The 14,574-nt window shown below is 65.7% G+C and carries 10 protein-coding genes; 8 read left to right on the top strand and 2 right to left on the bottom strand.

All coding sequences use genetic code 11. The annotated features are described in order from the left end of the window. Positions 1-145: 145 nt before the first annotated feature. On the bottom strand, positions 146-2,065 hold the full coding sequence (gene selB / locus DSOUD_RS14230) for a selenocysteine-specific translation elongation factor (RefSeq protein ID WP_053551631.1): 1,920 nt from the start codon (positions 2,063-2,065) through the stop codon (positions 146-148). Continuing rightward, the gene (gene selA, locus DSOUD_RS14225) at positions 2,062-3,543 is read right to left on the bottom strand and encodes an L-seryl-tRNA(Sec) selenium transferase (RefSeq protein ID WP_232426452.1); all 1,482 of its coding nucleotides are present in this window, start codon (positions 3,541-3,543) and stop codon (positions 2,062-2,064) included. The genes selB and selA overlap by 4 nt, the downstream gene beginning before the upstream one ends. Before the next feature lie 92 nt (positions 3,544-3,635). On the opposite strand from selA, the gene DSOUD_RS18555 reads away from it, so the two are divergent. The 8 genes from DSOUD_RS18555 (at position 3,636) to DSOUD_RS14185 (ending at position 14,566) form a co-directional block, all read left to right on the top strand. Next, the gene (locus DSOUD_RS18555) at positions 3,636-4,076 is read left to right on the top strand and encodes a hypothetical protein (RefSeq protein WP_157671884.1); all 441 of its coding nucleotides are present in this window, start codon (positions 3,636-3,638) and stop codon (positions 4,074-4,076) included. A 242-nt stretch (positions 4,077-4,318) separates the two neighbouring features. After that, positions 4,319-5,569 carry a TolC family protein gene (locus DSOUD_RS14215; RefSeq protein WP_053551629.1) on the top strand — a complete coding sequence of 417 codons (1,251 nt, stop codon included), beginning with the start codon at positions 4,319-4,321 and terminating at the stop codon, positions 5,567-5,569. Then, positions 5,566-6,987 (top strand): efflux RND transporter periplasmic adaptor subunit, encoded by a 1,422-nt coding sequence (locus DSOUD_RS14210; RefSeq protein WP_053551628.1) that lies wholly within the window; start codon positions 5,566-5,568, stop codon positions 6,985-6,987. Before DSOUD_RS14215 ends, DSOUD_RS14210 begins: the two co-directional genes overlap by 4 nt. A 9-nt stretch (positions 6,988-6,996) precedes the next feature. Beyond that, the gene (locus tag DSOUD_RS14205; protein ID WP_053551627.1) at positions 6,997-10,086 is read left to right on the top strand and encodes an efflux RND transporter permease subunit; all 3,090 of its coding nucleotides are present in this window, start codon (positions 6,997-6,999) and stop codon (positions 10,084-10,086) included. A 190-nt stretch (positions 10,087-10,276) separates the two neighbouring features. Further along, positions 10,277-11,374 (top strand): Glu/Leu/Phe/Val family dehydrogenase, encoded by a 1,098-nt coding sequence (locus tag DSOUD_RS14200; RefSeq protein ID WP_053551626.1) that lies wholly within the window; start codon positions 10,277-10,279, stop codon positions 11,372-11,374. 135 nt (positions 11,375-11,509) lie between these two features. Further along, positions 11,510-12,664: an acyl-CoA dehydrogenase family protein gene (locus tag DSOUD_RS14195; RefSeq protein ID WP_053551625.1), complete on the top strand. Its 1,155-nt coding sequence runs from the start codon at positions 11,510-11,512 to the stop codon at positions 12,662-12,664. Between the two features lies 1 nt (position 12,665). After that, on the top strand, positions 12,666-13,958 hold the full coding sequence (locus DSOUD_RS14190) for a thiolase C-terminal domain-containing protein (RefSeq protein WP_053551624.1): 1,293 nt from the start codon (positions 12,666-12,668) through the stop codon (positions 13,956-13,958). A 128-nt stretch (positions 13,959-14,086) separates the two neighbouring features. Continuing rightward, complete coding sequence (locus tag DSOUD_RS14185; protein ID WP_053551623.1) at positions 14,087-14,566, top strand: Zn-ribbon domain-containing OB-fold protein; 480 nt, start codon at positions 14,087-14,089, stop codon at positions 14,564-14,566. Positions 14,567-14,574: the final 8 nt, after the last annotated feature.

The following is a 14,574-nucleotide window of genomic DNA, read 5'->3' as shown; positions in this document are numbered from 1 at the left end:
AGCAACTTGCAAAGCTTGTGACAAACAAGGGTTGATGAGCGCTCAAAAAAGTGATTCTCACCACGGAGGCACAGAGATCGCGGAGAAGATCGATCTGCAATCGTGGGGTTCCCTCGGTGTCTCTGTGACTCTGTGGTGAGGCTTATCAAGGTTCCGTCGGGAGTTTCCACGCCACCCGCTCGTCCCCCTTGCGCATGGTGTACTTGAGGGCGTCGAAGTGCTCGAGAAGGGCCTGCATCGGTTTGCGGGCGCTGCCGAGGGTGTCGCGGAACTGGCCAAGGGTGAGGGTCGGCTGTGTAGCGAAATGGACGCGCAGCGCCTTGACCGCCAGGGCATAGGTGGCTTCGTCGAAGAAGCTCTCTTCGTTAAGCTTCACCAGGCGCCCGGTGCCGAAGAGGAAGGTGAGGCATGTTTCGGCCCGGGCCGGGTCGAGGCCGAGCCGCTCGAGCATCTCCTGCTTGTTCTTGGCGAGAAACCCCGCCTCCCTGTAGGCTGCCTCGATCTGCTCGATCTCCCGGGCCTGTTCGGCGCTGGGGGTCGGAACGAAATCCGGCCGTTTCAGCCATTCCCCCTGTCCGGCGAGTTCTCCCTCGGAAATGAGTTCCGTCAGGAGTTGATCGAACCCCTTGGGGGCAAGATTGCCGGGGAGGACGCCACGCAAGGTGGCGTGAGGGATGCCGGGGGCCAGGGGGTTGGCGTCGTGAAAGCGTCCGGTCTCCTCGATCAGCCGGTGCCGCCAGGAGGCCAGGGTCTCGGCGTCGACCCACTGCTCGGCAAGGGGCATGATGCGCCCTTCGTCGCGGAGTTTTTCCAGATGGTCGCCGATCCGCTCCCGTCCCAGCCCCGAGAGCTGTTCCAGGTCCTTGATACGGGCGACGCCGAGAGCGGAGAGTTTCTGCAGCAAAAAGGCCTTCTCCCCCGATTCGAGCTCGGCAAGACCCTGCATGATTTCGGCGCGGAAGCGGCGGTGCTTGAGAGGCGCCGGGTCGAGAACCTTGCCGCCGCCGATGGTGGTCATCGGCGAGTAGGAGCGGACGATGTAGCGATCCTCGCGGTGGGCGACCAGGGGGCGGTCAAGATGAATCTGGACGATGGCGCTCTCTCCCGGTTTGAGTTCGTCGCGGTCGAGGAGGGCGATGACCCCCACCACCCGGGCGGTGCCGAGGTAGAGATGGACGGGATCGCGAAAGTGCAGGGGGCGCGGGGCGTCGGAGAGGAGGGTGAGGCGGGCGTCGATGCGCTCGGTCTGCTCGAAGATCCCCGGGGTGCCGACCACCGAGCCGCGCTGCAGGGCGGAACGCTCCAGCCCGGCGAGATTGAGGGCCACCCGCTGCCCGGCGCAGGCCGCCTCGACCTTGCGGCCGTGGACCTGGACCTCGCGGACACGGCACTTTTCTCCCGGCGGCTGAACTTCTACCGTTTCACCGGGGCGCACCGTCCCCGAAAGGAGAGTGCCGGTGATGACGGTGCCGAAGCCGGGGACGGAGAAGGTGCGGTCGACGGGGAGGCGCAGGGGGCCGGCGGGGTCCTTGGCCGGCAATATGTTCAGGGTGGCCTCGATAGTCGAGAGAAGGTCGGGAAGGCCGGCGCCGGTGAGGGCGGAGACCCGGCAGAAGGGGGCCCCGGAAAGAAAGGTGCCGGCGACCTCGTCACGGATCTCCTCCTCGACGATGTCGATCCAGTCGTCTTCGGCCAGGTCGCACTTGGTCAGGACGACGATTCCCCGGGGGATTTCCAGGAGCTGGAGGATCTGCAGGTGCTCCCGGGTCTGGGGCATGACACCCTCGCCGACGTCGATGACCAGCAGCACCAGGTCGATGCCGCCGATGCCGGCGAGCATGTTGCTGATAAAGCGCTCATGGCCGGGGACGTCCACAACCCCGGCGACCTCCCCGCTCGGCAGGCGAAAGGGGGCGAAGCCGAGGTCGATGGAAATCCCCCTCTTCTTCTCCTCGGCCAGGCGGTCGGTCTCCACCCCGGTCAGGGCGCGGATCAGTGCCGTCTTGCCGTGGTCGACGTGGCCGGCGGTGCCGATGACGATATGGCGCTCGGTTGTGGTGGTCATCTTGAGGAGCGATCCTCCTTGAGGGCGGCGCACAGGGCGCTCACCAGGGGTTCCTCTTCCCCGGCCTGCAGGGTGCGCGGGTTGAGGAGGAGGCGGTTTTCCTGCACCCGCCCGATCACCGGCACCTCGCCGAGCCGCAGGCGCGCCGCCAGGGAATCGACGGAGATCCCCTGCGGGGTGACGGCGACGGCGTAACCGGGGAGGAGAGTCAGGGGGAGGGCGCCTCCGCCGACCTGGGACGGCTCGGCGACGATCTCGACTCCGGCTTTTTCGCCGAGGGCGCGGCGGAGCTTGCGCGACAGGCGCAGGGAGCGCTTTCTGATCTCTTCGGCGGGGGCGGCGAGCATGCGCAGTACCGGGATCTCCCGCAGCGCCCCCTGCGGATCGAGATAGGCGCGCAGGGTCGCTTCGAGGGCGGCCAGGGTGAGCTTGTCGCTGCGCAGGGCGCGGGCCATGGGGTGGGACCGGATCGCCTCGATGGCCGATTTGCGGCCGACGATAAGCCCCGCCTGGGGACCGCCGAGGAGCTTGTCGCCGCTGAAGGTGACCACGTCGATCCCGGCGGAGACCGCCTCGGCGACCGTCGGCTCCCGGGGGAGGCCGAAGGGGGAGAGGTCGAGGAGCATGCCGCTCCCCAGATCTTCCATGACGGGGATGTCGTGCTGGCGGCCGAGGCCGACCAGCTCGGCGGCGGAGACTGAGGAGGTGAAACCGACGATGCGGTAGTTGCTGGTATGGACCTTGAGGAGGAGCGCGGTCTCTTCGCCGATCGCCTCCCGGTAGTCGGAAAGGTGGGTCTTGTTGGTGGTGCCGACCTCGCGCAGCCGCACCCCGCCGGCGGCCATGACGTCGGGAATGCGGAAGGCGCCGCCGATCTCCACCAGTTCGCCGCGGGAGACGATGGCCTCCCTGTTCCTGCCCAGGGCGGTGAGGGCGAGGAGGACGGCGCCGGCGTTGTTGTTGACCACCGTTGCCGCCTCGGCGCCGGTCAGGCGGCAGAGAAGTCTCTCGATGTGGGTGTAGCGGTGTCCCCGCTCGCCGCTTTCGAGGTCGAACTCGAGGTTGGAATAGCCGCGGGCCACCGCCGCCGCGGCGGCCAGGGCCGCCTCACTCAAGGGGGCGCGGCCGAGATTGGTATGCAGCAGGGTGCCGGTGGCGTTGATTGCCGGCCGCAGCGACGGCGCGAGCCTGGTGCGGGCGAGGACGGCGGCGCGCCGGGCGATTCCCTGCGGCGAGAGATCGCACTCCTGACCGCCGGCGAGAATCTCCCGGCGCACTTCGGCCACCGCCTCCTGGGCCGCTTCGAGAAGGAGGGTGTGGGGGGAGTCTTCGGCCATCTCCGCCAGGGGGGGCGCATGGAGGATCCGGTCGATGGCGGGGAGTTCGCGCAGCAGGTCGTTTTTGGTCATCATGGCCATTGTCGGGTCGGGGAGAGGGGGCGTTTTCGCCAGTTGGAACGGTAGCACAATCGACGCCATGTCACAACATCCATGCCGTTCCCCGGCAGGGGGGGGAGCGCGAGGGACGACGGCAGTTGCAATTTTTCCGTCTTTCGGGTAGGTTGCAAAAGATGCGATTAAAACTTTCCCGGCATATCGTTGCCATCGGCAGCCTCCTCCTCTTTCTCCTCACCGGCCAGGTCGGGGTGCAGGGGTATGTCTGGTGTCTTGGGGACGAAGGCCATGCCGCTCTCGAGTCTGTCGCCGGCTCTTCCTGCGCCCCGGGGGGGAATGCGCCGAATCGACCCTGCCAGGGGGATGAGTTTCCCGACCTTTTCGCACAGCAGGAGAATTGCGGTCCCTGTTTCGATATCCCTGCCTCCCTTGAGGCCACCTGCAGGATCACCCGGGAACAGAGGGATCTTTCCGCCCCTCTCGACCTTCCGGCCATCCTTGCCGTTTCCGCCGTCCCCTCCTTCGCCCGGGTTCCTCTTCCCAACCGCTGTCCCCCACCCCCACCCCGTATCACGCAGACCCTGCTTTTCCAGCGCACGGTCGTCCTTCTGACCTGATTCACCCCCCTCCTTTTGCCCGCACATCCGGAGATTTCCATGAAATCTCGGGGTTTTTTCTGTTTTTAATCCAAAAATCCATTAATTTTTTGATCCTTGGAGGTCAAACCATGCCGCAAAAGGCCCTGGTTGCTTTCGGGACCCTGTTCGGGGTCGGGCTGCTGTTCCTGTCCGTACCTGCCTGGTCCTCTGATGCGCAACGTTCGACAGCTCCCCTCCGTCGGCCCGTCGACGCGGAGCCAATGGCAGCAATACAAGGAAATACCGCCCCGTCGTCGCCCCTGACCTTCGAGGAGGCGCTGCAGAAAACCCTGGAGCAAAGTCCGAAGCTCAGGATCTTTTCCCGGGAAGTCGACGCCCGCCAGGCCGAAATTCGCCAGGCCGGTCTTCGTCCCAATCCCGAGCTCGCCCTTGAGGTGGAAAATTTCGCAGGCAGCGGTTCCTTCTCGGGAACCGACAGCGCCGAGACGACCGTCATCATCAGTCAGCTTTTTGAACTCGGCGGCAAGCGCGGGCATCGGCAGGACCTCGGTCGCCTGGAGCGGGAACTGGCTGAGGGCGAGTATGCCGTCGCCCGGGCCGAGGTCTGCGCCGAAACCCGCGACCGATTCGTCGCCGTTCTGGCGGCGCAAAAGAGACTCGCTCTGGCCGAGGAACAGCTCGACCTCTCCCGGAAGGTGCTGCAGACCGTCGAAGAGCGGATCGGCGCCGGAGAAACCGCGGCCCTCGAGGGGGTCCGGTTTCAAACCCTGGTCGCCGAGGGGAACCTTCGCCGGGAGAGGGCCCTCGAGGAATTGTCCGTGGCGCGGCTCCTCCTGGCCACGGGCTGGGGAAGGGACACCGTCGATTTCACCTCCGTCCGCGGGACCCTTGAGGTGGACCGCGCGCTCCCCGACTTTCCGGAGCTGGCGGCCAGGCTCGAAGAGAGCCCGGTGGCGGCCTTGCGGCAAAGGGAGGCGAGGCGGGCCGCCGGCGTTCTGGCTCTGGAACGGTCCAGGGGGATTCCCGACATCACCCTGAGCCTCGGCGCCCGAAACGACGGCGATACGGGGGACAACGGTGCGGTGGCCGCCATCGCCTTTCCCCTGCCGATATTCGACCGCAACCAGGGGGCGGTCGCAGCGGCGCGCTCCCGCCGGGCCAAGGCCGAGGAAGCGGCCCGGGGCGCCCAGCTTCGGTTAGCCGCCGAACTAACCGCCGGCTTGCAAAAACTGCGCACGGCCCATGGAGAGGCGGCCATCCTCCGCGACGAGATTCTGCCGGCAGCCCGGAATATTTTCGATGCCGTGACCTTCGGGTATCAGGCCGGCAAGTTCGGCTTTCTCGAGGTCCTCGATGCCGAACGGACCCTCTTTGCGGCCAAAAGTCGCTACATCGACGCCCTCTGTGCCTATCACGGAGCGGTTTCGGAACTCGAGCGTCTGCTCGGAGATAAACTCTGGGCGCAGGACGATCTTTTAGCTTTCACCGAAAATAAACGAGGTCAGTCATGAATATACGGATTCTTGCCACGTCCATCGTCACCGCCCTGATCGTTGCCGGTTTGGCCTGGGGCGTCCTCCGGGCCGATCCCCCGGCCGCGGCCGTTGCCGCCATCGACGACCCCCACGCCGGGCACGATCATGGTTCGGAAAAAGCGGCGGCGCCCCATCCCGGCGAGGAGGTTGACAGTCTCTTTGAAGACGAGGACCACGAAACTCATGCCGGAGAAGTCGATCCCCATGCCGGGCACGATCACGGTGATCCGGGGGAGGAGGAATTCTGCCCGGAACACCGTGTCTTCGAAGCCGAAGACGCCCTCTGCCAGGGGGGCCGGATCGGGGAGCTTCTCCCCGGCCAGGGGATGAAGGTCCGACTGGCCGCCGCGGATGCGGCGGCCAGGGCCGGCGTCACCCTCAGCCGGGTGCAGACCCTTTTCCCGGGCGAAGGATCGGCCATCCCCGGGCGGGTGGCGTTCAACCGCGGCCGCCTCGCCCGCATCACCCCCCTGGCAAGCGGCGTTGTCCGGCGGGTCCGGGTCCGGACCGGCGCCCCGGTGGCCAGGGGAGAGATTGTCGCCGAGATCGCCATGCCGGAGATCGCCGCCCTGAAGTCCCAGTTCCTGGCGGCCCGGGCACGAGAAGCTCAGACGGAGGCGACCTATCGGCAGGAAGAACTTCTTCTGCAGCGGGGGATCACCTCCCGCAGGGCATTTCAGGAAGCCGAGGCGGAGCAGCGGGCGGCACGAAGCGCCTCGGGGCAGTTTCGCCAGCAGCTGCTGAACTTCGGACTCTCCCCGGCCGATCTCCTGCAGCTCGTGGACGGCGGGGACGGCAGCGCTGTCGTCCCCCTGCGGGCGCCCTTTGCCGGCACGATCGTGGAGATGAACACGGCAGTCGGTGAAGCGGTGGCGCCGGGTACGCCCCTTTTTACCCTGGCCGATCTCGATCTCCTGTGGGTCGAGCTGTCCCTGTCCGAATCGCAAATTTCTCAGGCCGAGGTCGGAATAGAGGTTCAGGCTCGTTTCAAGGGGCTCCCCGGAGAAATATTTTCCGGGCGGATTTTTCAGGTCGGGGCAGCCGTCGACGAACGGACCCGGAGCCTCAAGGCGCTGGCCGAGGTGGCAAATCCGGGGCATCGGCTGAAGGTGGGGATGTTCGGCAAGGTGGCCCTGCTGGCAGACGATCAGGCCCAGTCCCTCGCCCTTCCCGTCGATGCCCTCCAGAGCATCGACGGCCTCCCCTTTGTCTTCGTCCAGCTGGAACCGGATCTCTTCGAGCTGCGTCGGGTGACGGCCGGCGCCCAGGCGGAGGGGATGGTGGCGATTCTCGCCGGTCTCTCCCCCGGCGAGGAGGTCGTTTCCAGTCAGGGGTTTGCTCTGAAATCTGAAGTTCTCAAGGCGCGCCTCGGCGCGTCCTGTGCCGATCACTAGGGGGGGATGATGCTGGAAAAAATGATAGCGGCCGCCCTGCGCAACCGCCTGCTCGTCGTCCTCCTTTTTCTCGTCGCCTTCGCCGCCGGTCTCTGGGCGCTTGTGAACCTCCCCGTCGATGCCTTTCCCGACACGACGCCGGTGCAGGTGCAGATCAACACCATCGCCCCGTCCCTGGGGCCGGAGGAAATCGAAACCCAGCTCTCGTTGCCGGTGGAACTGGCCGTATCCGGCCTGCCGGGGCTGATCCAGGTGCGCTCCATCTCCAAATTCGGGCTCTCCCAGGTGGTCGCCATCTTCGAGGACGAGATGGCGATCCTCGATTCCCGCCAGCTGATCATGGAGAGGCTGGCCGGCGTCGAACTCCCCGAGGGGATCGCCCGCCCCGAGCTGGGGCCGATTTCCACCGGACTCGGCGAGGTCTTTCATTACGTGCTGCGTTCCGAGAACCCCAATCGAACGTTGAGCGAACTGCGCACCCTTCACGACTGGGTGGTCAAGCCGCAGCTCCGCAAGGTCCCCGGAGTGGCCGAAGTCAATTCCTGGGGGGGGCTGGAGAAGCAGTTTCACGTCATCGTCGCCCCCGAGGCGCTCATCAAGTACGGCCTGACCTACGAGGCGGTCGCCACGGCCCTGCGCGCCAACAACGCCAACGTCGGCGGCGGCCAGGTGGTGACCGGCGGACAGACGCTGCTGGTGCACGGCTTGGGACGGGTCTCCTCGGTGCAGGAGATCGCCGACATCGTCGTCGTCGCCCACCAGGGGGTCCCGGTGCTGATCCGCGATGTCGCCGAGGTCGCCATCGGTCACGAACTGCGCCGCGGCGCCGTCTCCGCCGGCGGCAAGGGGGAGGCGGTTCTCGGCCTCGGCTTCATGCTCATGGGGGAAAACAGCCGCGAGGTGACCGGCGCCCTCAAGGCGGCCCTGGAGAGGGTGAAAACAGCTCTACCCGAAGATGTCCTGCTGGAGATCGTCTACGACCGTACGGAACTGGTCGACCGGATCATCGAAACCGTCAAGCACAACCTGGTGGCCGGGGCGATCCTGGTCATTGCCGTTCTCTTCCTTCTTCTCGGCAATCTGCGCGCCGGTTTGCTGGTCGCCGCCACCATCCCCATGGCCATGCTCTTTGCCGCCCTGGGGATGCATGAGATGGGGATCGCCGCCAGCCTTCTTTCCTTGGGGGCCATCGATTTCGGCATCCTCGTCGACGGCTCGGTGGTCATGACCGAGGCCAACCTGCGCCGCCTGACCGAACGGCAGATGCAGCTGCAGCGCCCCTTGAGCGTCGCAGAACGCTTCGATACCATCCTCTCCTCCAGCCAGGAGGTGGTGCGGCCGATCGTCTTCGGCATGGGGATCATCGTCCTGGTTTTCCTGCCGGTTCTCACCCTCGAAGGGATCGAGGGGAAGATGTTCAAGCCGATGGCCTGGACCTTCATCTTTGCCCTGGTCGGGGCCCTGCTGGTTGCCGTCTTCCTTTCTCCGGTCCTCTCCTTCCACTTTTTGCCAAAAAAACTCTCCCTTCATGAACGGCGGGTCGATGGCTGGCTGAAGCGATTTTACGGGGGGTTGCTGCAAAGGGTCCTGGAATGGCGCCGGCTCTTTCTCGCCGTGGTCTTGGTCGTTCTCCTGGGTGCAACCTTCCTCGGTTTTCGTCTCGGCGGCGAGTTTCTGCCGCGCCTCTCCGAGGGCGCCCTGGTCGTCTCCGTGGTGCGACTGGCCGGAGTCTCCGTCGAGGAGTCCGTTGCCTACAACACCCAGATGGAAAGACTTCTGCTACAGGAGTTCCCCGACGAGATTTCCCACATCTGGAGCCGCCTGGGGAGCGCCGAGGTGGCCACCGACCCCATGGGCACCGAACTCACGGACATCTTTTTGACCCTCCATCCGCGCGATCAATGGACCAGGGCCGAAAGCCAGGCCGAGCTGACCTCCGAGGTGGAAGAGGCTCTGCACGGTCTCCCCGGCATCCGCATCGTCCTCTCCCAGCCCATCGAATTGCGGGTCAACGAGATGCTCTCGGGGATTCGCGGCGATGTCGGCATCAAGATTTACGGCGATAAATTCGATCGCCTCGAGGCTCTGGGCGAGGAGGTGGAGCATCTCCTCTCGGGGATACCCGGCGCCTCCGATGTCGCCGTCGAGCCGATCACCGGCCAGCCGACCCTGCAGATCGCCATCGACCGCAAGGCCCTCGCCCGTCACGGTGTGGCCGCCCGGGAAGTCCTCGACGTGATCGCCGCCGTCGGCACGCCGAAGGTCGGCGAGGTCTTCGAGGGGGAGCGCTCCTTCCCCCTGGTGCTGCGCCTCCCCGACGCCCAGCGCCAGGATCCCGAGGCCTTGGCCGATACCCTGATTTCCACGGCAAGCGGAGCGATCCTCCCCCTCAGGGATCTGGCCGAGGTGCGCCAGGTCGATCGTCCCTCGACCATCAACCGCGAATGGGGGCGGCGCCTGATCAAGGTCAGCGTCAACGTCCGCGACCGGGATATCGCCTCCTTTGTCGCCGAGGCGCAGGCGAAGGTTTCCGCCGGGGTCCGCCTGCCGGAAGGGTACCTCATGGAATGGGGAGGACAGTTCGAGAACCTGCAGCGCTCCCAGCACCGGCTGATGCTGGTGGTGCCGCTGACGCTGCTGCTGATCTTCCTCCTCCTCTACTTCAGCCTCAAGCGCCTGCGCGACGTGCTGATCATCTATACCGGCATCCCTCTGGCGGCCATCGGCGGCATCGTCGCCCTTTATCTGCGGGGGATCCCCTTCAGCGTCAGCGCCGCCATCGGTTTCATCGCCCTCTCGGGGATCGCCGTGCTCAACGGGCAGATGCTCGTTTCGGCCATCCGCGGGCTTCTCGACGAGGGGCTCCCCCTCCTCGAGGCGGTCACCGGCGCCGCCAAACAGCGCCTCGTTCCGGTGCTGGCCACGGCGGTGACCGACGCCGTCGGTTTTCTCCCCATGGCTCTCTCCGTCGGGGTCGGCGCCGAAGTGCAGCGCCCCCTGGCCACCGTCGTCGTCGGCGGGGTCTTCACCTCGACGCTTTTGACCCTCTTCCTGCTGCCGATCCTTTATCTCCTCTTCCACCGCCGGGAAAGGACCTGATCCGGCACGACCCGGCATATTTTTAATGGAAAGGCCAAATGAGGCCGGCTCCTTCGGGAGCCGGCCTCATTGTTTGTGACGGAGGGAGGAGAGGGGGAGGGAACCTCGACGGCGCTCGGAGGTCAGGGAGAGGCCCCTGAAAAGCTCCGCTTACGGCTGCACGCCGGAACAAGTGCGCTACAATGAACACATGAAGATCCCCTTCGATGACATCGGACCCGCCAAGATCCTGCAACTCTACGCCCCGCAAGTCCCCTTCCGGGCGGTGGTGGTGGTCGACAACACGGCCCGCGGACCGGCCATCGGCGGGGTGCGGGTCTCGAAGGATGTGGACATCGAGGAGGTCTACCGCCTGGCGCGGACCATGACCTTCAAGAGCGCCCTCGCCGACCTCCCCCACGGCGGCGGGAAGGCAGGGATCATCGCCGATCCGAAGGATCCGAACCTGGAGCGGATCTTCCGGGTCTTTGCCCGCATGATCGGTGATCTGAACGAATACATCCCGGCACCCGACATGGGGTGTCACGAAGAGTCCATGGCCTGGATTTATGACGAAATCGGCCGCGTGGCCGGGCTCCCCGAGGAAATCGGCGGGCTCCCCCTCGACAAGCTCGGCGCCACCGGCTTCGGTCTGGCCGCATGCGCCGAAATCGCCTGCGGGCATGCCGGTCTGAAACTTTCCGGGACGCGGGTCGCGATCCAGGGCTTCGGCAGCGTCGGCAGGGCCGCGGCCCGATTTCTCGCCGCCCGGGGAGCGGTCCTTGTCGCGGTCAGCGACTCGCGGGGAACCCTGTACAGCCCGGGCGGACTGTCTGTGGAAAAACTCCTTGCCGCCAAGGAAGGGGAGGGGACGGTCACGGCCTGCGGGGAAGGGAAGGTCCTGCCGGGAGAAGATATCTTCAAGGTGGACTGCGACATCCTCATTCCGGCCGCCACCCCGGACGTCATCCACGAGGGGAACGCCGGCGAGATCAGGGCCCGCCTCATCCTCGAGGGGGCCAACATCCCGGCGACGGCGCGGGCGGAGGGAATCCTCGCGGAGCGGGGGGTGCTGATCGTTCCCGACTTCATCGCCAATGCCGGCGGTCTGATCATGGCCGCCATGGAATACGCCCGTCGGACCGAGGCGGAGGCCTTTGCCGCCATCGGCGAGAAGATCCGCGCCAATACGGGGCTGATTCTGGAGAAGGCGAAAAGCGAGGGGATCCTGCCGCGGGAGGCCGCCGAACGTCTGGCTCGCGAGCGGGTCAGAGACGCCATGCGCTACCGGGAATATACCTACGCCTGAAGATTGAAAGATCTCCTTCCCCCCGAAAATTTCCCCTCCTCCGTTTCTTTGTATGGCCCGGGCCGGGGGTCTTTTTGACAGACCGGGAAACGCTTCTATAGTCTTTTCGTAAGGCCTGCCTGCAGGAGACGGCTCATGGATTTTGCCCTCACGGAAGAACAGCTCGTTTTGCGGCAGAGAGTCAGGGACTTTGCCGAGGCGGAACTTTCTCCGGGGGCCGACCGCCGGGATAGCACCGGGGAATTCCCCCGGGAGGCCATGGAAAAGATCGGCAAGCTCGGATGGATGGGGCTGATCTTCCCCCCCGAGTACGGCGGCTCCGGAAGCGATTTCCTCAGCTACACCCTGGTCGTCGAGGAGTTGTCCCGCATCGATGCCTCGGCCGCCATCACCCTCCTCGCCCACAATCTCTGCGCCTCCCATATCTTCGCCTTTGGTTCCGAGGAACAAAAGCGGCAGTTTCTCTCCCCCCTGGCCAGGGGAGAGGCGCTCGGCGCCTGGGCGCTCACCGAACCGGGCGCTGGAAGCGATGCCGCCGCCCTTCAGGCCGAGGCTCTCCCCGCCGACGGCGGCTGGCGCATGACGGGGAACAAGTACCTGATCACCAACGGCTCCCGGGCAGAAATACTGGTCGTCATGGCCTCCACCGATCCTTCCCGGCGGGCCCGGGGGATCTGCGCCTTTATCGTCGCCGGAGATTCCCCCGGGCTCAGGCGAGGAAAGAACATCGACAAGCTCGGTTTCCGGGCCAGCGACACCGCGGCTCTCCTCCTCAAGGACGTCTTCGTCCCCGCCGATCGGCTCCTGGGCGAGGCCGGCAGCGGGTTCTCCCAGACCATGCAGGTCCTCGACGCGGGGCGCCTCGGCCTGGCGGCCATGGCGGTGGGGATCGCCCGGGGGTGCCTGGAGGGGAGCCTCGCCTACGCCCGCAAGCGCCAGGCCTTCGGACGGCCCATCGGCGACTTCCAGGCGATCCGGGGGATGCTCGCCGACATGGCGACGGAAATCGACGCCGCCCGGCTCCTCCTCCGTCGGGCCGTCTATCTCAGGGACACCGGAGAGCCCTATACCCGCGAGGCGTCCATGGCCAAGCTCTTCGCCTCGGAGACGGCCATGCGCGCCGCGACCAGGGCTGTCCAGATCCACGGCGGCGCCGGCTATACCCGGGCCTATCCGGCGGAGCGGTACTTCCGCGAGGCCAAACTCTGTGAAATCGGCGAGGGGACTTCGGAGATCCAGCGGATGGTCATCGCGCGGGAGCTGCTGAAAACCGCGAAGGAAGGGGTCTGACATGCGGCCGGTCTATATGATTGCAGGCGGTATCACCAAGTTCGCCAAGGCGCTCCCGGAGAAGGACTTCCGCCTCATGGTGAAGGAAGCCTTCGACTATGCCCTTGCGGACGTCCCGGCTCTGCGCCGGCAGGATATCGACGGCAGCGTCTGCTCCTATTTTTCCGACCACTTCACCCGCCAGCTCATGGCCGGGGCGATGGTCCAGGATTACCTGGGGCTCAATCCCAAACCGTCCCGCCGCATCGAGGGGGGAGGGGCGACGGGCGGACTCTGCTTCCAGTCGGGGTGGGAAGCGGTGGCCTCCGGGCGGATGGAGGTCTCCCTGGCCCTGGGGTTCGAGACGATGAGCCGGGTCAACACCTGGAAGGGGAACGAGTTCATCGCCCTGGCCTCGGACACCAACTTCGACTACCCGGTCGGCGGGTTCTACACCGGTTATTACGCCATGATGGTGCGGCGCCACATGCACGAGTTCGGCACCACCGTCGAGCAGATGGCCCGGGTGGCGGTCAAGAACCACGTCAACGCCCTCCACAACCCCTACGCGCAGAGACCGGGCCGGCTCACCATCGAGGACGTCCGCTCCTCGCCCATGGTCGCCACCCCCCTCACCATCCTCGATTGCTGCCAGATGTCCGACGGCGCCGCCGTGGCGATCCTCGTCTCCGAGGAGATGGCGCAGAAGCTGGGGGTGCAACCGGTGAGGATCACCGGCGTCGGCTGCGGCACCGACGCCATGCGCATGGCCGACCGCCCCCACGGGAAGGTCCCGCTCCTCCCCCACGAGAACGAAGCGGACTACGCCGATCTGAAATACCCGGGGGTCCACTCCTTCCGGGGCGGGCGGACGGCGGCGGCGCTGGCCTACCGCATGGCAGGGATTGCCGATCCGGGCCGGGACCTCGACTTCGTCGAACTCCACGACGCCTACACCTCCTCCGAGATCCAGACCTATGAAGACCTCGGGCTCTGCCGGTACGGGGAAGGGGGGAGCTTCGTCGACTCCGGAGCGCCCTTTTTGTCCAACCTTGACTACGGCCTGGAATTTGCCGCCGACGGGCGCTGGCCGCGCCTCCCCGTCAACCCCTCCGGTGGCCTCCTCGCCTGCGGCCACCCGGTGGGAGCCACGGGGCTGATGCAGGCCGTCTTCGCCTTCTGGCAGCTGCAGGGGACGATCGCCCGGCATCTGGGGGACCCGACCCTGCAGCTCCCCGACCCGAAACGGGGGCTGATCCACAGCCACGCCGGGACGGGGACGTATGTTACGGTGTCGATTCTGGAGAGGGGTTGAGGGGCAGAATATAGAATATAGAAGGGAGAAGGGAGAAGGTAGAATTGAGGAGAACAGCTTCGGGTTGTCAAACTTCTGTATTCTGTATTCTACATTCTGTGTTCTTCTCCAGATAAAGAGGTGCCCATGTGGATAAAAACATAAAGCTGCCGGAAACGGAAGAGGGAACAGTTCTCTTCAAAACCGACCCGATCATCATCAAACACCACTATGAGGTCGATTACCTCCACTCCTATGCCCAGGATTCTCCTTTTTTTGCCGGGCTGGCCAATCGGAAGCTCCTCGGGAGCCGTTGTGGGGCCTGCGCGATCACCTACGCCACGCCGCGCGGTCACTGCATGGAATGCGGCGGGGCGACGGAATGGGTCGAGCTGCCGCAATCGGGGCGGGTGCACACCTACACCACCTGTCACTTCGGCGGCGAGGCTTTTCTCAAGGAGACCCCCTTCACCCTCGTTCTCGTCGAGTTCGACGGCGTCGACACCCTCTTCCTCTCCCGCCTCCTCGGCGCCGAAGGAGACGAAGTCTCCATCGGCATGCCGGTGCGGGCGCGCTTTCTGCGCAACAGCAAATTTAAGGCAACGGACGTCTATTTCGTCCCCGCCTGAGCAGGGGG

It is taken from the genome of Desulfuromonas soudanensis, from assembly GCF_001278055.1.
In the GTDB taxonomy this organism is placed as follows: Bacteria; Desulfobacterota; Desulfuromonadia; order Desulfuromonadales; family WTL; genus Deferrimonas; species Deferrimonas soudanensis.
The sequence above is the reverse complement of the archived record's forward strand: the minus strand, read 5'-3'. Positions and strand labels throughout refer to the sequence as shown.